Consider the following 19487-nt stretch of genomic DNA (forward strand, 5'->3'; position numbering starts at 1 on the left):
GAGACGAGAAGAGTCATGGCCAACAACTCCACCGGAACGGCCCGCACCCGGATGATCGCCGACGGCAACACGGCCGCCGCCTCCGTCGCCTACCGCGTCAACGAGCTCTGCTCCATCTACCCCATCACCCCGTCCTCCCCCATGGCCGAGACCGCCGACGAGTGGTCGGCCGCCGGACGCCGGAACATCTGGGGTGACGTTCCCACCGTCATCGAGATGCAGTCCGAGGGAGGTGCGGCCGGAGCCATGCACGGCGCCCTCCAGGGCGGCGCGCTGAGCACGACCTTCACCGCCTCCCAGGGCCTGCTCCTCATGATCCCCAACATGTACAAGATCGCCGGCGAGCTGACGAGCACCGTCTTCCACGTTGCCGCCCGATCCCTGGCCGCACAGGGCCTGTCGATCTTCGGTGACCACCAGGACGTCATGGCCTGCCGTCAGACCGGCTTCGCCATGTTGTGCTCCTCGACCGTCCAGGAGTGCCACGACCTGGCCCTCATCAGCCAGGCTGCGACGATGCGCTCGCGAGTGCCGTTCATGCACTTCTTCGAGGGCTTCCGCACCTCCCACGAGCTCAACGTCCTGGAGACCCTGTCCGACGACGACCTGCGCGAGTTCATCACCGACGAGCTCGTCCACGCCCATCGTGACCGTGCCCTCTCGCCGGCGCACCCGTTCATCCGCGGCACCGCGCAGAACCCCGACATCCACTTCCAGGCCCGTGAGTCGTCGAACAAGTACTACGACGCCGTCCCGGGCATCGTCGCCGAGCTCATGGACCAGTTCGCCGAGCTCACCGGACGTCGATACCACCTCGTCGAGTACCACGGCGACCCGGAGGCCACCGAGGTCATCGTGTGCATGGGGTCGGGCGCCCGCACCGTCGAGCACACCATCCACTACCTCAACGCCCGCGGCCACAAGGTCGGACTCGTCGAGGTGCACCTGTACCGCCCCTTCCCGGCTGAGGAGATCGTCAAGGCGATCCCCGACACGGCCCGCACCGTCGCCGTCCTCGACCGCACCAAGGAGCCCGGCTCCAACGGTGAGCCGCTCTTCCTCGACGTCCTGTCGGCGCTGTCGGAGGCCGTCTCCCGCGGTACCCGCGAGCACATGCCGATCCTCTCGGGTGGCCGTTACGGCATCTCGTCCAAGGAGTTCACCCCGGGCATGGTGGCCGGCATCGTCACCGAACTCGAGCGGGAGACCCCGCGTCCCCGCTTCACCATCGGCATCAACGACGACGTCACCCACCTGTCGCTGCCGTACACCGAGCTCGACATCGAGGATCCCAAGACGATCCGCGCCGTCTTCTTCGGCATGGGTTCGGACGGCACCGTCGGTGCCAACAAGAACACCATCAAGATCCTCGGGTCGGACGGCGACACCTACGCCCAGGGCTACTTCGTCTACGACTCGCGCAAGTCCGGATCGCGCACGACGTCCCACCTGCGCTTCGGTCCCAATCCCATCGAGGCCCCGTACCTGGTGACCCAGGCCGGGTTCATCGGGGTGCACGCATGGAGCATCCTCCAGTCCATCGACGTCCTGTCGATGGCCCGCGAGGGCACGACCGTCCTGCTCAACTCGCCCTACGGCCCCGAGGAGGTCTGGAGCCACCTGCCGAGGACCTTCCAGCGCCAGGTCATCGACAAGAAGCTCGACCTGTGGGCGATCGACGCCCTGGCGGTGGCCCGCAAGGTCGGCCTGCGCAACCGCACCAACACCGTCCTGCAGACCTGCTTCTTCGCGATCTCCGGGGTCCTGCCCCAGGACGTCGCCATCAAGAAGATCAAGGACTCGATCCAGAAGACCTACGGCAAGAAGTCCCAGAAGATCGTCGACATGAACCACCGGGCCGTCGACGCCTCCCTGGAGCATCTGTTCAAGGTCGAGGTGCCCGAGCAGGTCGACGCCGACCATGACCTCATCGCCCCGGTGCGCGACGACTCCCCCGAGTTCGTCAAGACCGTCACGGCGAAGATGATCGAGGGGGTCGGCGACTCGCTGCCGGTCTCGGCGGTCCCCGACGACGGCACCTACCCGGCCGGCACGACGAAGTACGAACACCGCACCCTCTCCGACATGATCGCCGAGTGGGACCCGCAGGCCTGCATCCAGTGCGGCAACTGCTCCTTCGTGTGCCCGCACGGCGTCATCCGCGCCAAGTACTACCCGCAGTCGGCCCTCGAGGGCGCCCCGGACTCCTTCGAGTCCGCCCCGCTCAACGCCGCCGGCCTGCCGGAGTCGTGCTACACCCTTCAGATCGTCCCCGACCAGTGCACCGGCTGCGGCCTGTGCGTCGAGGCCTGCCCCGCCCACCCGGTCGGCGAGCCCGAGCGCAAGGCCATCAACCTGGCCGAACACCTCGACAAGACCGCCCAGCGGGAGAACGTCGAGTTCTTCAACTCGATCCCGGTCAACGACCGTTCCCGCGTCGACTTCGCGACGGTGCGCGGCACCCAGTTCCTCGAGCCCCTCTTCGAGTTCTCCGGCGCCTGCTCCGGCTGCGGCGAGACCCCGTACGTCAAGCTCATCACCCAGCTCTTCGGTGACCGGGCCCAGGTGGCCAACGCGACCGGTTGCTCGTCCATCTACGGCGGCAACCTGCCGACGACGCCGTGGGGCAAGAACGCCGAGGGCCGCGGCCCGGCCTGGTCGAACTCGCTCTTCGAGGACAATGCCGAGTTCGGTCTGGGCATGCGTCTGGCGGCCGACGTCCAGGGCGGTCTGGCCCGGCGTCGCCTTGAGGACCTCTCCTCCGGCCTGGACGAGGAACTCGTCGAGGACCTCCTGCACGCCCCCCAGCTCACCGAGCACGACCTCGTCGCCCAGGAGAGCCGGGTGCGCCAGCTCGTCTCCCAGCTCAAGTCCATGGAGCAGACCCCGCAGGTGCGCGACCTGTTGAGCGTGGCCGACCACCTGCTGCGCCGCTCGGTGTGGATCATCGGCGGTGACGGCTGGGCGTACGACATCGGTTCGGGCGGCGTCGACCACGTCCTGGCCTCCGGCCGCGACGTCAACGTCCTCGTCCTCGACACCGAGGTGTACTCCAACACCGGCGGTCAGGCCTCGAAGTCGACCCCGCTCGGTGCCGTCGCCAAGTTCGCCTCCGGTGGCAAGCAGACGGCCAAGAAGGACATGGCCATGCAGGCCATCGCCTACGGCTCGGTGTACGTCGCCCGGGTGGCCTTCGGGTCCGACCCGCAGCAGACCCTGCAGGCCTTCCGTGAGGCCGAGGCCTACCGCGGTCCCTCGCTCATCATCGCCTACAGCCACTGCATCGCCCACGGCTACGACCTCAAGAACGGCCTGGATCAGCAGTACAAGGCCGTCCACTCCGGCCACTGGCCGCTCATGCGCTACAACCCGGTGCTGGCCGACGAGGGCAGGAACCCGTTCCTGCTCGACTCCCCGCGCCCCGACACCACCTGGCGCGAGTACACCAAGCTCGAGCTGCGGTACCGGATGCTTGCCAAGGCCCATCCGGACGAGGCCGAGCGGCTGCTTGACCTGGGCCAGCGCCAGGTCGAGAAGCGGTGGCAGGACTACGAGCACATGGCGACGATGGGCCCGGAGGCCTTCGCCGTCGATGCCCGGGTCAAGGGCTTCGCCGAGGAGTCGACGAGGATCTGAGCGGTGTGGGGGTCGGACGTCCGGTCCGGCCCCCACCTCACTGGCCAATCGGCCCAGCAATCACCCACACGTCATCCACGAGCCACACAGAGAGGCCAGAACCCCATGAGCGTCGACCTGAGCACGAAGTACCTCGGTCTGGACCTGCGCAACCCGCTGGTCGCCTCGGCCGGACCCATCCAGCAGACCGTCGACGGCGTCAAGGCCCTGGCCGACGCCGGGGTCGGGGCGATCGTCATGTACTCCCTCTTCGAGGAGCAGGTGCGCCACGAGGAGGCGCGCATGGCCGAGATCGAGATGAAGTACATGGACTCCTTCGCCGAGTCGCTGAGCTTCTTCCCGACCACCCCGAGCAACGCCGGCGGCATCACCGAGGAGTACCTGCGTCACCTCGAGAACTCCGCCAAGGCGGTCGACATCCCGGTCATCGCCTCCCTCAACGCCGCCTCGAACGGCGACTGGGTCTCGACCGCACGTCGCATGCAGGACGCCGGGGCGGCCGGCATCGAGTGCAACATCTACGTCGTCCCCGGCGATGTCGAGGCCTCGGGGGCCGAGATCGAGGACCGGCACGTCGAGATCATCACCGCCGTCAAGGACGCCGTCGAAATGCCGGTCGCGGTGAAGCTGTCGCCCTTCTTCTCGGCTCCGGGCAACATGGCCGTCCGCCTGGCCTCGGCCGGCGCCGACGGGCTCGTCCTCTTCAACCGCTTCCTCCAGCCCGACATCGACGTCGAGTCGATGACCGTCGAGCCCGGTGTGTGGCTGTCATCCCCGGCCGACGCCCGACTCCCCCTCACCTGGATCGCCGCCCTGTCGGGCCGAGTCCAGGCCTCCCTGGCAGCCACCTCCGGCGTCGAGACCGCCACGGACGTCGTCAAGTACATCCTCGCCGGGGCCGACGTCGTCATGACGACCTCGGCGCTCGTACGCCACGGCGCCGGGTACGCCACCGAGTTGCTCTCCGGCCTGGAGTCGTACCTGGAGCGCAAGGAGGTCACCCTCGACCACGCCCGCGGCCTGCTGGCCGTCCCGGCGGACGCCTCGGCCGCCGAGTACGAGCGCAGCGGCTACGTCGCCGCCCTCGAGAAGGCCAAGTCGATCTACGGCATGTGACAACGTCATCAGCGAGGTGGCCGCGCCCTTCGGGGCGCGGCCACCTCGCTGCTCCTCGGGACCTCGCCCGACACGCCGACGCAAATGGGGAATGTCCCCCGAACTGGGGACAAAGACGTCCATATCAAGCATGGATTCTGAATGTCGACACCGTTAATGTCATGTCGGAGGCGCTGAGAAGGTCGGCGTCACGACGTTTCGAGGAGAGACTCCCCATGCCAGCAACCCTGGACAACGACAAGACCGGACGACGGGTCTCACGGCGCACCGTCGTCAAGGGTTCCGCCTGGGCGGCACCGGCAGTGGTCATGGCGACCTCGCTGCCCGCCTTCGCCACCTCGCCGGGCAAGCTGGAGCCGGGACTCAACGGCTGGGTCCGCGTCGCACCGAGCTCGTGCCGCCGGGGCGCCATGAGCTTCGACGTCACGACACCGACCGACGACAACTCGAAGGACTTCGGGCTCTTCGTGTGGAACGGCGGCAAGGACGGCAGCGGCAACACCGTTCCGGTGCCGATCGACAAGATCACCAACCCCACCTTCATCTTCTGGGTGTCCGCGGACTCGGTCTCGCTCGTGTCCAGCCCCGGTCGAGGATGGTCGTACGCAGGTACCGTCCAGGGAACTTCGGGGTCGACGGGCTACGTCGGACTCAAGTTCACGTACTCGGGCGATTACACCGTGGTGGGTGACCGTGTCTACATGGCTCCGCTGAATTTCTCGGTGAGCGCCGATTTCGGTCGATCCTGCCCGCGCAGTTTCAGCACGATCGCCGAACGGCATGTCACCGTCGCTGGCGAGGAACTGGCCTTCGCGCGCATCCTCCGCTACACCAGTAGTGGCACCGGGTACAGCATCGACCCCGCCCAGCCCGTCTCCCCCATCCTCGGATCCGGCCGACGCATGGTGGTGCGCAGTCGCGCCGCCAATCCGCAGTCCGAGGGTCTCGAGAACGTCGCCGCACCCGCGGCGGCATCGATCTGAGACCTCCTGCTCACGATCGGTCACAACCGGCCAGTGCCCACGGGTTCTCCCGTGGGCACTGTGCTGTCCGGACCCCCGGGCACCCCCGAGGGCACCGTGCTGTCCGGACCCCCGGGCACCCCCGAGGGCACCGTGCTGTCCGGACCCCCGGGCACCCCCGAGGGCACTGTGCCGTCCGGACCCCCGCACTCACCTCACCCCGCGAACCTCGGCCACATACCGCCCGACCGCCTCAGGGACAGCCGTGGGGCCGGCCCCGAAGGACCGGCCCCACTCCTGGCGATGCCCGATCACCCGGGCATCATGACGTCACTGGTAACGAACCGTCACCAGGCCCTCGCCAGGGGCGATGGCGTTCATCGCGGCCGTCGACAGGTCGAGGCAACGTCCGCCGACGTACGGCCCGCGGTCATTGATCCGCACCGACACGGTCCGTCCGTTGGCGACGTTCGTCACGCGAATCGTCGTCCCGAGCGGCAGCGTGCGGCTGGCCGCGGTGTACTGCGACGGGTCGAAGGTCTCACCGGAGGCCGTCGGACCACCGGCCGTCCCGTCACCCTCGCCATAGGTCGAGGCGACGCAGGTCGTCCCGCTGGTGACGGGGTTCGAGCTCGACGCGGAGGACGAGGAGGACGACGACGAGGAGCTGGACGAGGACGAGCTGGAACTCGAGGAGGAGCTCGGCGCCTTCGTGCCGACGGTGGTCACCTGGGTGACCGCGGCCTTGACGACCTTGACCGAGACCTTCTTCTCCGAGACCTTCTTGCCGTTCTTGTAGACCACGGTCCACGTCTCGAGGTTCTGGCCGTCGACACCCTTGGTCGTGATCTTCGTCGTGCCCTCGGCCAGGTCGGCGTCCTTGACGGTCTTGGCACCGTGCTTGACCGCGACCGTGCGGGTCTCGGTCTTGACGTCGACCTTGGTGTACTCGATGACCATGCCGTAGGTGAGCGGGGTGCCCAGCCCGGGCTGCGAGATGTCGTCACTGTCGACGGAGATCCCGGCGGCGCGCAGGGCGTCGGCCACCGTGCCCTGGGCCGAGACCTGCTGGCTCGCGCCGTTGACCTTGACGATGACGTCCTTGGCCGAGGTCACCGAGAAGTCGAGACCCTTGCGGGAGATGGCGGCCGAGCGGCTCACCGACAGGGTGTTGTTGGCGTCGATGAGACCGAGCTGGGTGAGCACGGTCGAGACATTGGTGGCGGTCGTCCAGCGGGTGACCTTCTTGCCGTCGATGGTGACGGTGACCGGACGTCCGTAGTTGACGGTGATGAGCGAACCGTCGGTGATCCGGGTACCCAGAGCGGGCTGGACGGTGTCGTGCGACCCGACGTGGATGCCCTGGGACTCCAGAGCCTGCGCCACGGTGCCGGGACGCACCTGGACCTGCTGGGACACGCCGTCCACGGAGATCGTCACGTCGTCACGGTCAAGGACCTTGGCCATCGTGAGCCCACCCGCGGTCGTCAGGGTGAGCGCTCCGGCGATGGCGGAGGCAATAACTTTGGACATTCGCTTCTCGTGTTTCGGGGGCCCGGAGGCCCGACGGTGGTCGAACCAGCAGGCTCGACCGACACCGCCTCGTGGCGGTGCGTCCCACACACTACGACAGGACACGCCGGAAAACCAAAAAATCACTGAGAAAGTTCAGCGACACGCCGGTCCATGGCACAGTCCGGCCCCGCATTCCCGTAGTGTTCGCGGGATCTGCGGGGCCGGGGCTGTGATTCTCTCAGGAACAGCTACGGAACCTCGTGAGCCGGAGGCTGTTCGTCACGACGAAGACCGACGAGAAGGCCATGGCGGCCGCGGCGACGACCGGGCTGAGGAACCCCAGGGCAGCCACCGGGATGGCGATGACGTTGTAGGCGAAGGCCCAGAAGAGGTTGCCGTGGATCGTCCGCAGGGTGGCGCTCGACAGACGCAGGGCGTCGACGGCCGCCTCGAGGTCCGACCTCGTGAGGGTGATGTCGCTGGCGGCGATGGCGACGTCGGTGCCGGTTCCCATGGCGATGGCCAGGTCGGCGGCGGCCAGGGCGGCGGCGTCGTTGACCCCGTCACCGATGAGGGCCACCTTGTGCCCCTGCTCGCGCAGGGCCGTGACGACGTCGACCTTGCCGGACGGCGTCACCTCGGCGTGCACCTCGTCGACGCCGAGCTCCCGCGCGACGCGCCGGGCCGCGCCGGCGTTGTCGCCGGTGAGCAGGACCGTGCGCACCCCCGACCTCCGCAGCCTCTCGATGGCCCGGGCGGAGGTGGGTCGGACGGCGTCCGAGACGCTCAGCGCGCCGAGGACGGTTCCATCGAGGCTGACGACGAGCACCGTCCGGCCATCATCCTGGGCAGCCTCGACGGCGGCGGACAGGGCCTCCGGGAGCTCGACCATGCCGGGGCGACCGGCCAGGGCGTCCTGCCCCTCGACGACGCCGCGGACCCCGGCTCCCGGGAGCGCCTCGAAGTCGCCCACCCGGACGGCGTCGACCCCCTCGGCCCTCGCGCCGGCCACGACGGCCCGCGCGATGGGGTGCTCCGAGCCGGACTCGAGCCCGGCGGCCAGAGCGAGCAACTCCTGCCGGGCGTCCCCGGTCGCCGTGTGCCCGTCGGCACCGAGGACCTCGTCGAGGGTCATGACGCCGGTGGTCACGGTGCCGGTCTTGTCCATGACGACGGTGTCGACGCCACGGGCGCGTTCCAGGGCCTCCGGACCGCGGATGACGATGCCCATCCGGGCTCCACGGCCCGTGCCGGCGAGCAGGGCCATCGGGGTGGCCAGGCCGAGGGCGCAGGGGCAGGCGATGATGAGCACCGCGATGCCGGCGGTGAAGGCCGCCATGATGCCCTGACCGAAGAGGAGCCAGAGGAAGAAGGTGAGCACCGCCACCGAGATGACGACGGGCACGAAGATCCCCGACACCTTGTCGGCCAGGTCCTGACTGGCCGAGCGGCCGGTCTGGGCCTCGTCGACGAGCCGGGCTATCTGCGCGAGCTGGGTGTCGGCGCCGACGGCGGTGGCCTCGACGACGAGCCGTCCGGAGGCATTGACCGTCGATCCGACGATGTGGTCCCCCGGGCCGACCTCGACCGGCACCGACTCCCCGGTGACCAGGGAGTTGTCGACCGCCGAGTGTCCCTCGACGACGATCCCGTCGGCCGCGACCCGCTCACCGGGACGCACGACGAAGCGTCCACCGACGCCCAGGGCTGCGATGGGCCGCTCGGTCTCGGTGCCGTCCGGGTTGGCGAGCCACACCGACTTGGCGCCCATCCTCAGCAGGGCCTGGAGGGCCGACCCGGCCTCGCTGCGACTGCGGGCCTCGATGTACCGGCCGCCGAGGATGAAGGTGATGACGCCGACCGCGGCCTCGAGGTAGATCGCCGAGGAGGCGTCACCCCTGGCCAGCCGCCAGGTCATGGAGTGGTGCATGCCGATCATTCCGGCGTGCCCCCACACCAGGGCCCAGATCGACCAGCCGAGGGAGGCCAGGGAGCCCAGCGAGATGAGGGTGTCCATCGTCGTGGAGCCGTGCTTGAGGTTCGTCCAGGCTGCGCGATGGAAACCCCACCCGCACCAGAGGACGACCGGCAGCGACAGCGCCAGGCTCACCCACTGCCAGCCGGCGAACTGGGTGGCGGGCACCATCGACAGGACGATGACCGGGAGGGCGAGGATGACGGCGACGACGAGACGGCGGCGCAGGGCTCCGGTCCGGTCGACGGTCGGGGTGAGCGACTGGGACGGCGTCGCGCCGTACCCGGTGCGCTCGACGACGTCGATGAGGTCGCCGGGGCCGACCTGTTCGGGGGCCAGGACGTGGGCCTTGGCGGTCGCGTAGTTGACGGTGGCGATGACGCCGTCGATCTTGTTGAGCTTCTTGGTGATCCGCGCGGCGCAGGAGGCGCAGCTCATGCCCTGGATGTCCAGGTCGATGGCGTGGCGCGGGGTCGTGGACTCCTCGGAGAGAGCGGGGGCACGGGTGTCTGTCGACATGATGGTCCTTCGTTGACCACCGTCCGGAGGCGTCCGCAGGGACGGGTCTGGGCGGCAGTGTGGCAGGGGGTCGTCACCGGGTCGTCGGAGGTCCGGACGGGCTCGCCGACGGGTCGGTGATCGGTGGGGACGCCGTCGGACGGCGTCCCCAGGAAGCGCTCGGTCGGGAGCGCTGGCTCGTGGGCACGGCCTGGCGCACCCACGAGCACGCGGTGAGGACGCGAGGGTCAGTGGCCGCAGCCGCAGCCGTGACCCTCGGACTTCTTCTCCTCGGCCTTCTTGCCACCGCAGCCGCACTCTCCCTCGCCGTGGGCGGCGTGCTTGGCGGCGGCGTCCTGGCCGTGGTGATGCCCGTGGCCACCGCATCCGCACTGACCACCAGGGTGTCCCGCGGTGTCGAGGGTGGCGGCCTTGGCGACGGTGTAGTCGCCGGCCTCGTCGACCGCGGCGGCGATCTTGTCGAAGTCGACGGGCTCGGCGGACTCGACGGTCATCGAGCCGGACTCCAGGGAGACGACGACCTTGTCGACGCCGTCGATGGCCGAGACCTCCTCGGTGATGGCGTGGACGCAGTGGTCACAGGTCATGCCGTTGATGGTGTAGGTGGTGTTCATGTCTTCTCCTTGTCGAGGGGTTCGTGGGGTGGGTGGTTCAGGACCGGACCAGTCGAGCGATGGCGCGGTTGGCCTCGTCGATCTTCTCGTCGGACTCCTCGCCACCGACCCGTGCGGCGCGCACGACGCAGTGGCTCATGTGCTCGGCGAGCAGCTCGAGGGAGACCGACTTGAGGGCCGAGTTCACCGCGGCGACCTGGGTGAGGATGTCGATGCAGTACTTCTCCTCCTCGACCATCCGCTCGAGCCCGCGGACCTGACCCTCGATGCGACGCAGGCGGCGCAGGTGGGCCTCCTTGTTGCTGAGGTAGCCATGCCCCGGCGCGTCGGGGTCGACGGGTTCGTTGGCGATGGCACCCGCCGTATCGGCGTGGCACCCGCACGTGGCGTTCTCGGTGGCGATGTCGTTCATGGTGACCTCCTGACGAGAAATATACCCCGGTGGGGTATCAAGGACAAGTCCCCTGCCCATCCGGGACGGACACCGCTGGGCAGGTGTGGAAAACATGTGGTCAAGTCGGCATCAGCACCGACCACGCGACACCCCACGTCAGAGACTGTTCACCCTGTCCACTCCCCCTCGCCGCCGGCGCGACATCTTTGTCATCTTCCTCACATCGTACATCGTGCCTTGTCACATCGGGAATGTCGGCGTGTCGTCAACAGCACACCCGCACTTGTCCACAGTCATCCACAGCTTGTGCACGGCCCGTTCACCGTGGTCATCGAGTTGTCCACATGCCCTGTGGACAACTCGAGCGGACGGGGGCTGCACGGGACCCGCAGATGTGCAAGGATGCCTCCTCACGGGTCTGCGTCCACCGGATCCGGCAGGGAGGTCACGATGTCGCAGTCCCCAGCAGTACCGTCCGGGATCGACCGCAACCCACCCCAGGACCTGGCGGCCGAACAATCCGTCCTCGGGGCCATGCTCATGAGCAAGGAGGCCATCGCCGACGCCGTCGAGACCGTCAAGGGACGCGACTTCTACCGCCCCGCCAACGAACTCGTCTTCGACGCCATCGTCGACCTCTACGGACGCGGGGAGCCGGCCGACGCCGTCACCGTCTCGGCGGAACTGGAGCGGCGCGGGGAACTCGAGCGGGCCGGCGGCAAGGTCTACATGGCCGACCTGCTCGGCTCGGTGTCCATCGCCCAGAACGCCTCCTACTACGCCCGGATCGTCGCCGACAAGGCCGTCCTGCGACGTCTGGTCGAGGCGTCGATGAAGATCTCCCAGATGGGCTACCAGGGCCAGGGGGAGGTCGCCGACATCGTCGACGCCGCCCAACAGGCCCTCTACGAGGTCTCCGAGGGAAAGACGAGTGACGACTACCACCCCCTCTCCGAACTCTTCGAGAGCGCCTACGACGAGATGGAGGCCATCGAGGCCCGGGGCGACTCCATGGCCGGCATCCCCACCGGATTCACCGACCTCGACGAGCTCACCAACGGCTTCCAGCCGGGGCAGATGATCATCGTCGCCGCCCGACCGGCCATGGGCAAGTCGACCCTGGGGTTGGACTTCGCCCGGGCGGCGTCCATCAAGAACGGACTCACCGCCGCGGTCTTCTCCCTCGAGATGGGCCGCAACGAGATCGTCATGAGGCTGTTGTCGGCCGAGGCGAGCATCGAGTTGTCGCGGATGCGCGGTGGTCGGATGAACGAGGAGGACTGGCAGCGTCTCGTCGACAAGACGACGCAGATCTCGACCGCACCGCTCTTCATCGACGACTCCCCCAACCTCACCATGATGGAGATCCGGGCCAAGGCCAGGCGGCTCAAGCAGCAGCACGACCTCAAGCTCGTCATCATCGACTACATGCAGCTCATGACCTCGGGCAAGAAGGTCGAGTCGCGTCAGCTCGAGGTCTCGGAGTTCTCCCGGCAGATCAAGCTGCTGGCCAAGGAGCTCGAGATCCCCGTCATCGCCCTGTCCCAGCTCAACCGCGGACCCGAGCAACGCACCGACAAGAAACCCATGATGAGCGACCTGCGCGAGTCCGGGTCGCTCGAGCAGGACGCCGACATGGTCATCCTCCTGCACCGCGAGGATGTCTACGACAAGGAGTCCCAACGGGCCGGCGAGGCCGACTTCATCGTCGCCAAGCACCGCAACGGCCCGACCCGGACCATCCCGGTCGTCTTCCAGGGCCACTACTCGAGGTTCGTCGACCTGCAGCGGTGAGGATCCTCGTGGCCTCACCGATCGGCGTCGACGATGCGCCGTACGAGGTCACCGGTCAGCGGTCGATCGGACATGACGAGGCGCACCGCTCCGTTCACCGTGTCCGGGCCCTCGGACCCTCGATGTCGCAGTTCGAGGCCGAGATCCTCGGCGACGCGACGTGAGGCCTCGTTGTGTTCCAGGAGCAGGGCGACGACCGGGACGTGCGGCTTGAGCGTCCGGGCCGCATCGATCGCAGCCCGCGCGGCTTCCCGGGCGTAGCCATGACCCTGGGCGGCCGGCGCGAAGCGATATCCGAGGTTCCACCATGCACCGTCAGCGCGCAGGGAGCACCCAGCCGTCCCCAGGATGGTCGGGACGCCCGCGGCCCGCACGACCCAGGGCCCCAGTCCTCCCTTCGCCCAGTCGGCGAGCCACCGATCGAGCATGTCCCTGGTCTCGTCGAGGGTGAGGTGCCGTCCGCTGGGCAGATGCTGCCACACCCGTGGATCGGCGAAGATCTCGTGGAGTCCGTCCAGGTCGGCGACGGTCGGGGCGTCCAGGTCGAGCCGTGCAGTCCTCGTGTGGTCGACGTCGGTGACGGGCATGTGGTCCTTCTCCCACGTGATCGGGTCGGTCCCACACTAGCGGCGGCCCAGCCGGGGAAGGATGACAATCCCTCAACTCCTTGTGGCCCACGACCCCACGCGGGACCATGGATCCATGTCCAAGTCGTGGAGTGAACTGGGAACCGGGATGCGTACCGCCATCGTCGTCGCCGCCTCCCTCGAGGGTGCCCTCAAGATCGCCGCCCTGGTGGATCTGGCCCGTCGTCCGGCCGAGAAGGTGCATGGGAGCAAGGCCGCCTGGGCGGTCGGGATCGCGGCGGTCAACGGGTTCGGGATCGCGCCGCTGAGCTACTTCGCATGCCACGGCATGCTCACGTGCCCCGTGTGCAAGGGTGGCGAGTGCCGGTGTGGGGCGCGCAAGGACGGACAGGGCTGCTGCTCCCTCTTCCGCCCCGACAGCACCTTCGTGCGCGCCCACCAGGCGGTCGCCGAGTCGGTCGGCACCGCCGGTCGGTGACCTCGCCGCGCTGATTCCAGCCCTCTGACGCCCGCCGGCGCCCTCGGCGGGAGGTCGGCGTTGCGCCGGCGTGTCAGGAAATCACCGTGAGCGGCGAAAAGTTCCCCTCCAGGGGAGGAAAGTCGCGCTCAGGGGGTTTTCACGACACGTCCGGCCGGGCACCCCCGCCGGACCCTGACCCCAATCGCTTCCCGAGCCGACGCCGCGGCACTACCGTGAGCCCATGGACGCCATGCACGCCGTCGTCGTCACCCAGTCACTGCCGGCCACCGACCCCCACTGCTTCGTCGACCGGGACCTGCCGATTCCCGAACCCGGGCCGCTCGACCTGCTCGTCGAGGTCGAGGCGGTGTCCGTCAACCCCATCGACGTCAAGATCCGCAAGGGCGCGGGAACCCCTGACCGACCCCTCGTCTTGGGGTTCGACTGCGCTGGCATCGTCCGGGCAGTCGGCTCCCAGGTGACCGGGTTCGCCGTGGGCGACGCCGTGTGGCACGCCGGTGACCGCACCCGCCCGGGCAGCTATGCCCAGTTCACCCTCATCGACCATCGGGTCGCCGCCCACCGCCCCACGTCCCTGGCCCCGGCTGACGCCGCCGCCCTGCCGCTGACGAGCCTCACCGCGTGGGAGGCGCTCGTCGACCACATCGGGCTGGGCGGGGACGACGCCTTCCTCATGATCGGCGGGGCCGGCGGCGTCGGGTCGATGGCCGTCCAGCTCGCCCGGACCCTCACCACCGGGCCGGTCGTCGCCACGGCCTCCCGCAAGGAGAGCGCATCGTGGTGTCGCGGCATGGGAGCGACGGCGACGATCGACCACACGAGCGACCTGCGACCCCAGGTGGACGCGCTCCGCGTCGACGGGTTCCGCGGTGTCCTGTCGGCCTACACGGCCGGCCGCGAGGCCGAGTTGTCCGGCATCATGAAGCCCTTCGGACGCCTCGTCATGATCGACGGCACGGACTGCTTCGACATGATGGCGTTCAAGCCGAAGTCGCTGTCGGCGGTGAGCGAGTCGATGTTCACCCGCACCCAGTTCGGCACCGACGACGTCGCCGAGCAGGGTCGGATCCTCGCCGAGGTCGCGCGGCTCGTCGACGAGGGACGTGTCCGCACGACGGCGTCACATCGACTGACCGGGCTCACCGCCGCCACCGTCATCGAGGCGACGCAACTGGTGGAGTCCGGCAGGATGGTCGGGAAGGTCGTCATCGAGGTCTGAGTCTCGTTCCCGCAGGACGGCTGACGGCAAGGGCGGCGCGATTCCCCGACGTGGGGTCGCGCCGCCCTTGCCGTGGCGTCACGTGGTCGGCGAGGTTCCTCAGGCCGCGTGCTGGCAGGTGGGGCAGGAGCAGTCGTCGCAGGTGCAGTTGGCGCAGGAGTCCTTGCACTCACCGCACTGGCAGGTGGCGTGATCGCAGGTCGGGCAGTCGCAGTGCTCGCAGGTGCAGTTGGCGCAGGAGTCCTTGCACTCACCACACTGGCAGGTGGCGCACTCGTCGTAGTGGCCGTCGTGCTCGTGATGCAGGTGGCCGTCGTGGAGGTAGTCGACGTGGTCGTGGTGGATGACGGCCTCGTGACCGCAGTTCGGGCCGTGGGTGTGGTGGTGGGTCTCGGCCGGGGTGTGCTCAATGGTGGCAGTCATGGTCGTGCTCCTTCATGTGGTGATGGGCGTCGAGGAAGATCGACGCCACGTGGTCGTCCGTGAGCGAGTAGAGGTTGCGCTGGGCATCCCGCCGCACCTCGACCAGGTGTGCCTCCCGCAGGACCTTGAGGTGGTGGGAGACCAACGGTTGCGACACGCCGACGAGGCTGACCAACTCGCCGACGGCGGCCTCCCCGCGGGTGAGGCGGTCGATGATCGCCGCCCGGACGGGGTTGGCCAGAGCGGCGAAGAGCCGGACCACCGGCTGGTAGGACTCCCGCGTGCCGTTCTCGCTCACGACGCCCACGGTACATGGACTCCAGCTTTTATACAAAATCTTTGATATTCGTGGGACTAGGTCTGATGGTCATTCTCATCACCATCTCGGTATGGGGTGTGTGTCCCCTACGCTGGGGCCATGGACCTTGACCTGTCCGCGGCGGCCGATGTGGTCGCCCCGCTGCTGCTCGGCGCGATCATTCGCCACGGCGCGGTGGCGGTCCGGCTCACCGAGGTCGAGGCCTACCTCGGTGTCGACGACCCCGCCTCCCACGCCTGGCGGGGGCCGACCCCTCGCACCCGGGTGATGTTCGGGCCGCCCGGTCGGCTGTACGTGTACCTGTCCTACGGCATCCACCACTGCGTCAATGTCGTGTGCTCCCCCGACGGCACCGCGTCGGCCGTACTGCTGCGGTCGGGGGAGGTCATCGCCGGCCATGACGAGGTGAGACGTCGCCGGGGGGCGGTACCGCCACGTCGCTGGGCAAGCGGCCCGGGGAACCTCGGGTCCGCCCTGGGGGCGGGTCTGGACGACTCCGGCGCGGTCCTGTCACAGGTCGTGCCACACGCCGTCCCAGGCAGCGACGACGGGGACCACGGAGCGTGGTCCCTCGAGCCGGCCGGAACACCGAGCCCCGTCGAGGTGGGGCCGCGGATCGGGATCACCCGCAATGGCGAGGCCCCGCTGCGATTCTGGATCCCCGGGGAGCCGACGGTCTCGGCGACGCGACGTCGGAAGAATCCCCGGTGAGGAGGAAACCTCCCCTGCAGGGGAACATGTCCGCGCTCAGGGGGATTTCCTGACGGTCGGCCCCGGAACCCCCGACGAGACCGGCGGCTCGGTCAGCGTCCGGACCGGGTCGTGCCCCTCATGGCCGGCGCCGTGAGCGGGTCCTGAGGCCAAGGGTGCTTGCTGTACCGACCGCGGTTCTCGGCCCGCACCTGCGGGTAGACGCCGACCCAGAAGCTCGCCAGGTCGTCGGTCACCGCGAGCGGTCGGCGGGCCGGTGACAGCAGGTGCAGCACGACACGCACCCGGCCCTCGCAGATCGCGGGGGTGTCGGTCCAACCGAAGCATTCCTGGAGCTTGACCGCCAGGACCGGGGCGCCGTCACTGCCCACCTCGGGGTAATCGAGTCGAATGCGCGACCCCGTCGGCACCGTGATGGCCTCGGGCACGAGGTCGTCGAGGCGTCCGGCCTGCGGCCAGGGAACCAGGGCCCGCAGGGATGCCGCCGGGTTGAACGGCCGGCCCTGCGCGACGGCGTCGAGATCGATCCACTCCTCGGCGCGGGCGACCAGGGCCTCCTCGGACATGTCCGGCCAGGGACCGCCGAACTCCCGCCGCACCAGCCCGAGACGCCGTCTCAGGTCGAGAGCCGCGCGGCTCCAGGTGAGCACCCCGTGCCCGTCCAGCCCGAGACCGATCTGCCCCAGCGCCGCGAGAACCGCGTCGCGGGCGTCCCGCGCGGCCGGGCGGACCGGCGTCGAGGACAGCTCGATGGCCCCGAGCCGGTGCACCCGCCGGGCCCTCACCCGCCCGTCGTGCCAGGCGGTGACGACCTCGGTGCGGTCGAGCGCCGCTGCCGCCGTCATCGCCAGGGCGGCGTCGACGGGCACGGCTGCCTGGATGAGCGCGCCCGACCCCCTGCCGGCGGACGTCCGTGAGGACTCGGCCACCGCCAGCCACTCCTGCCCGGCCAGCTGCGATCCGACTGGCAGGTCGGCGGCCGTCCCCGAGGCCATGAGGTAGGAGGTCGACCCCTCGTCACGGCGTCGGGCCACCGACTGGGGCCGGGCCAGGGCGACGACCGTCCCGACCGCCTCCTCGTCGGACACACCCCGGCGCCGCGAGGACGTCGACCCGCCGACCAGCCGGGACAGGCGGTCGGCCTCGGCTCGCCACCTCGGCGTCGACGCCGTCCCCCGTCGCAGCGCCCGCAGCAACCCGACGAGGTCGGCTCCGACGGCCCGGTCCTCCCCGGCCAGCATGGCGACGACCTCGGCCGCCGCGCGCTGTCCCACGAGCGGTGCCCCGTCAACGAGCGCCCGAGCCATCCGCGGATCGGCGGGCACCCGGGCCAGCCGGCGTCCCCGATCCGTGGCACGCCCCGCCTCATCCAGCGCGCCCAGCGCGATCAACTCCTCCTGTGCGACGGCGACCCGGTCAGCCGGCAAGGGGTCCGGGAGCGCCATGCCCTCCCCCCGCGGCGAACCCCAGCAGGCCAGGGTGAGCACTGGTCCGACCAGATCGGCGTGCTCCACCTCCGGGGCCGGCTCGGCGTCCATGCCCGACCAGTCCTCGGCGCGCAGACACCGCAGCGCCAGGCCCGGGCCCAGTCGGGCCGCGCGTCCGGCCCGCTGGGTGGCCGAGGCCCGCGACTCGCGCACCGTGACCAGTCCGGTCATGCCCCGGCCCCGGTCCAGACGCGACTCACGTGCCAGGCCGGAGTCGACGACGGCACGCACCCCCGGCACGGTGAGGGAGGACTCGGCGACCGAGGTCGCGACGACGACCCGGCGCGCCGGACTCGGCGTGAGCACCTCGTCCTGGTCACGCGGGTCCGTGCGTCCGGAGAGCCCGAGCACCTCGACGCCGTCGGCGCGGGGACCACCGAGCCGCGAGACGACCTGCTCGACCTCCCGGACCCCCGGCACGAAGACGAGCACCGAGCCGTCCGATGCCGCCAGCGCCTGCCGGGTGCACGTGGCGACGTGGTCGAGGAAGGCCGGACGCACTCCCCGCTGATCCAAGGGGCTACCGGCGAAGGGGGCCCACCTCACGTCGAGGGGGTGGAGCACCGCCGGCACCTCGACGACCCGCACTGCCAGTCCCGTGCCGGCTTCGAGCACCTCGCCCCAGCGGGCGGCATCGAGGGTCGCGGACATGGCCACGACGGTGAGGTCGTCGCGCAGCTGGGCCACCTCGGAGACCATCGCGGCGACGAGATCGGAGTCGAGGTGCCGCTCGTGCACCTCGTCGAGGATGACGGCGTCGATCCCGGGCAAGCCCGGATCGGCGAGCAGCCGGCGCAGGAGTACCCCGGTCGTGACGAACTCGATGCCGGTGCCGGGCCCGCAGCTCGACTCCCCGCGCACGGTGTGGCCGGCGAGCTGCCCCAGCCGGGTGCCGGTGAGGGCGGACAGACGCCGTGCGGCGGCCCGGGCGGCCATCCTCCGGGGCTGGGTGACGACGACCCGCCCCGGTCGGCCTCCCGCCTCACCGAGGACGACGGCGGTGAGGGCCGGCACGTAGGTCGTCTTGCCCGTGCCCGGCGGGGCCTGGACAACGACGGCGCGTCCGGAGAGGGCGTCGGCGAGCTCGTCCCGGTGCTCGGCGACCGGCAGCCCGGCGCCGATGAGGTCGAGGTCGAGGGTCACCTGGCCCGGCCCCCGGTGGCGGGCTCGGACGGGTCGGTGAGCGGTTCGGGGGGATCGGTGAGGAGGAAGTCGGTGGCCGGCACCTCGTGCCAGACCCCGACGACGTGGGTGACGATCATCGTCATGATCTGGACGGCGTCGTGCTCGGCCCCGGGTATGGCGGCGTACTCGTCCGGGTCGACCCAGGCGAACTGCGTCGACTCACCGGGGGCCGGGGAACCTGCCGGGTCCTCGTCGGTGACCAGAGCCATGACGATGTCGGAGTGGAAGTGGCCGGCGTAGGGGCTGTGGGTGTCGAGGGCCACCGGAACCGGATGCATGACGTCGTGGATGCAGTCGGGCACGAGCGGGAGGGGTTGGAGGACGCGCAGCTGGGACAGCTCGTACCCGGTCTCCTCGCGCAGCTCGTGGGCCAGGGCCTGCCACGGGTTCTCGGTGTGCTCGACATGCCCGCCGGGCTGGATCCAGATGCCCATCCGCCGGTGCCGGTGCACCAGCGCCTTGACCCTCCCGTCCATCCGTCGCAGGATCCACGCGCTGATGGTGAGGTCGTGACCGTGCGGTTGGGTGTGCAGATGGGGCATGGGCCCAG

Annotated in this window: 16 protein-coding genes; 7 read left to right on the forward strand and 9 right to left on the reverse strand. The window is 69.7% G+C overall.

Annotated elements, in window-relative coordinates:
- Nucleotides 1-15 precede the first annotated feature (15 nt).
- From nifJ to E0E30_RS11935, 3 genes are all read left to right on the forward strand, one after another.
- Nucleotides 16-3636, forward strand: a complete 3621-nt coding sequence (nifJ, locus tag E0E30_RS11925) for a pyruvate:ferredoxin (flavodoxin) oxidoreductase (RefSeq protein ID WP_130866457.1) — start codon at nucleotides 16-18, stop codon at nucleotides 3634-3636.
- Nucleotides 3637-3741: 105 nt separating this feature from the next.
- Nucleotides 3742-4752, forward strand: coding sequence for a dihydroorotate dehydrogenase-like protein (locus E0E30_RS11930; RefSeq protein WP_130866458.1), 1011 nt, complete (start codon nucleotides 3742-3744; stop codon nucleotides 4750-4752).
- Nucleotides 4753-4967: 215 nt separating this feature from the next.
- On the forward strand, nucleotides 4968-5735 hold the full coding sequence (locus E0E30_RS11935; protein WP_130866459.1) for a hypothetical protein: 768 nt from the start codon (nucleotides 4968-4970) through the stop codon (nucleotides 5733-5735).
- 309 nt (nucleotides 5736-6044) lie between these two features.
- Here the strand turns inward: E0E30_RS11935 and E0E30_RS11940 are convergent, their stop codons facing one another.
- From E0E30_RS11940 to E0E30_RS13980, 4 genes are all read right to left on the reverse strand, one after another.
- Nucleotides 6045-7247 carry a septal ring lytic transglycosylase RlpA family protein gene (locus tag E0E30_RS11940; RefSeq protein ID WP_130866460.1) on the reverse strand — a complete coding sequence of 401 codons (1203 nt, stop codon included), beginning with the start codon at nucleotides 7245-7247 and terminating at the stop codon, nucleotides 6045-6047.
- 220 nt (nucleotides 7248-7467) lie between these two features.
- Nucleotides 7468-9723, reverse strand: a complete 2256-nt coding sequence (locus E0E30_RS11945; RefSeq protein WP_130866461.1) for a heavy metal translocating P-type ATPase — start codon at nucleotides 9721-9723, stop codon at nucleotides 7468-7470.
- 227 nt (nucleotides 9724-9950) lie between these two features.
- Nucleotides 9951-10337: a heavy-metal-associated domain-containing protein gene (locus E0E30_RS11950; protein ID WP_130866462.1), complete on the reverse strand. Its 387-nt coding sequence runs from the start codon at nucleotides 10335-10337 to the stop codon at nucleotides 9951-9953.
- Nucleotides 10338-10374: 37 nt separating this feature from the next.
- Complete coding sequence (locus E0E30_RS13980) at nucleotides 10375-10749, reverse strand: metal-sensitive transcriptional regulator (RefSeq protein ID WP_130866463.1); 375 nt, start codon at nucleotides 10747-10749, stop codon at nucleotides 10375-10377.
- A gap of 432 nt (nucleotides 10750-11181) precedes the next feature.
- On the opposite strand from E0E30_RS13980, the gene dnaB reads away from it, so the two are divergent.
- On the forward strand, nucleotides 11182-12525 hold the full coding sequence (dnaB, locus tag E0E30_RS11960) for a replicative DNA helicase (protein ID WP_130866464.1): 1344 nt from the start codon (nucleotides 11182-11184) through the stop codon (nucleotides 12523-12525).
- Nucleotides 12526-12539: 14 nt separating this feature from the next.
- Here dnaB and E0E30_RS11965 read toward each other — a convergent pair whose 3' ends face one another.
- Nucleotides 12540-13112, reverse strand: coding sequence for a GNAT family N-acetyltransferase (locus E0E30_RS11965; protein ID WP_130866465.1), 573 nt, complete (start codon nucleotides 13110-13112; stop codon nucleotides 12540-12542).
- 115 nt (nucleotides 13113-13227) lie between these two features.
- Between E0E30_RS11965 and E0E30_RS13520 the strand changes: the two genes are divergently transcribed.
- Both E0E30_RS13520 and E0E30_RS11975 read left to right on the forward strand, forming a co-directional pair.
- On the forward strand, nucleotides 13228-13590 hold the full coding sequence (locus E0E30_RS13520) for a PLDc_N domain-containing protein (protein ID WP_210115825.1): 363 nt from the start codon (nucleotides 13228-13230) through the stop codon (nucleotides 13588-13590).
- A 223-nt stretch (nucleotides 13591-13813) separates the two neighbouring features.
- The gene (locus E0E30_RS11975; RefSeq protein ID WP_130866466.1) at nucleotides 13814-14812 is read left to right on the forward strand and encodes a zinc-binding alcohol dehydrogenase family protein; all 999 of its coding nucleotides are present in this window, start codon (nucleotides 13814-13816) and stop codon (nucleotides 14810-14812) included.
- A 99-nt stretch (nucleotides 14813-14911) separates the two neighbouring features.
- On the opposite strand, the gene E0E30_RS11980 is transcribed toward E0E30_RS11975, so the two are convergent.
- Nucleotides 14912-15235: a hypothetical protein gene (locus E0E30_RS11980; RefSeq protein WP_130866467.1), complete on the reverse strand. Its 324-nt coding sequence runs from the start codon at nucleotides 15233-15235 to the stop codon at nucleotides 14912-14914.
- Nucleotides 15219-15533, reverse strand: a complete 315-nt coding sequence (locus tag E0E30_RS11985; protein WP_130866468.1) for an ArsR/SmtB family transcription factor — start codon at nucleotides 15531-15533, stop codon at nucleotides 15219-15221. The genes E0E30_RS11980 and E0E30_RS11985 overlap by 17 nt, the downstream gene beginning before the upstream one ends.
- A gap of 120 nt (nucleotides 15534-15653) precedes the next feature.
- Between E0E30_RS11985 and E0E30_RS11990 the strand changes: the two genes are divergently transcribed.
- Entirely contained in the window at nucleotides 15654-16265 is a 612-nt protein-coding gene (locus E0E30_RS11990) for a DNA-3-methyladenine glycosylase (RefSeq protein WP_130866469.1), read from the forward strand.
- Nucleotides 16266-16357: 92 nt separating this feature from the next.
- On the opposite strand, the gene hrpB is transcribed toward E0E30_RS11990, so the two are convergent.
- Together hrpB and E0E30_RS12000 are read right to left on the reverse strand one after the other, a co-directional pair.
- Complete coding sequence (gene hrpB / locus E0E30_RS11995; protein ID WP_130866470.1) at nucleotides 16358-18895, reverse strand: ATP-dependent helicase HrpB; 2538 nt, start codon at nucleotides 18893-18895, stop codon at nucleotides 16358-16360.
- The gene (locus E0E30_RS12000) at nucleotides 18892-19479 is read right to left on the reverse strand and encodes an NUDIX domain-containing protein (protein ID WP_130866471.1); all 588 of its coding nucleotides are present in this window, start codon (nucleotides 19477-19479) and stop codon (nucleotides 18892-18894) included. Before E0E30_RS12000 ends, hrpB begins: the two co-directional genes overlap by 4 nt.
- Nucleotides 19480-19487 lie beyond the last annotated feature (8 nt).

The organism is Acidipropionibacterium timonense (genome assembly GCF_900605005.1).
Taxonomy (GTDB): domain Bacteria; phylum Actinomycetota; class Actinomycetes; order Propionibacteriales; family Propionibacteriaceae; genus Cutibacterium; species Cutibacterium timonense.

Coding starts and splice junctions, on each gene's coding strand:
- nifJ (WP_130866457.1), top strand. CDS start 16: ATGGCCAACAACTCCACCGGAACGGCCCGCACCCGGATGATCGCCGAC.
- E0E30_RS11990 (WP_130866469.1), top strand. CDS start 15,654: ATGGACCTTGACCTGTCCGCGGCGGCCGATGTGGTCGCCCCGCTGCTG.
- E0E30_RS13980 (WP_130866463.1), bottom strand. CDS start 10,749: ATGAACGACATCGCCACCGAGAACGCCACGTGCGGGTGCCACGCCGAT.
- E0E30_RS13520 (WP_210115825.1), top strand. CDS start 13,228: ATGTCCAAGTCGTGGAGTGAACTGGGAACCGGGATGCGTACCGCCATC.
- E0E30_RS11975 (WP_130866466.1), top strand. CDS start 13,814: ATGGACGCCATGCACGCCGTCGTCGTCACCCAGTCACTGCCGGCCACC.
- E0E30_RS12000 (WP_130866471.1), bottom strand. CDS start 19,479: ATGCCCCATCTGCACACCCAACCGCACGGTCACGACCTCACCATCAGC.
- E0E30_RS11950 (WP_130866462.1), bottom strand. CDS start 10,337: ATGAACACCACCTACACCATCAACGGCATGACCTGTGACCACTGCGTC.
- E0E30_RS11935 (WP_130866459.1), top strand. CDS start 4,968: ATGCCAGCAACCCTGGACAACGACAAGACCGGACGACGGGTCTCACGG.
- E0E30_RS11940 (WP_130866460.1), bottom strand. CDS start 7,247: ATGTCCAAAGTTATTGCCTCCGCCATCGCCGGAGCGCTCACCCTGACG.
- E0E30_RS11980 (WP_130866467.1), bottom strand. CDS start 15,235: ATGACTGCCACCATTGAGCACACCCCGGCCGAGACCCACCACCACACC.
- E0E30_RS11930 (WP_130866458.1), top strand. CDS start 3,742: ATGAGCGTCGACCTGAGCACGAAGTACCTCGGTCTGGACCTGCGCAAC.
- E0E30_RS11945 (WP_130866461.1), bottom strand. CDS start 9,723: ATGTCGACAGACACCCGTGCCCCCGCTCTCTCCGAGGAGTCCACGACC.
- E0E30_RS11965 (WP_130866465.1), bottom strand. CDS start 13,112: ATGCCCGTCACCGACGTCGACCACACGAGGACTGCACGGCTCGACCTG.
- dnaB (WP_130866464.1), top strand. CDS start 11,182: ATGTCGCAGTCCCCAGCAGTACCGTCCGGGATCGACCGCAACCCACCC.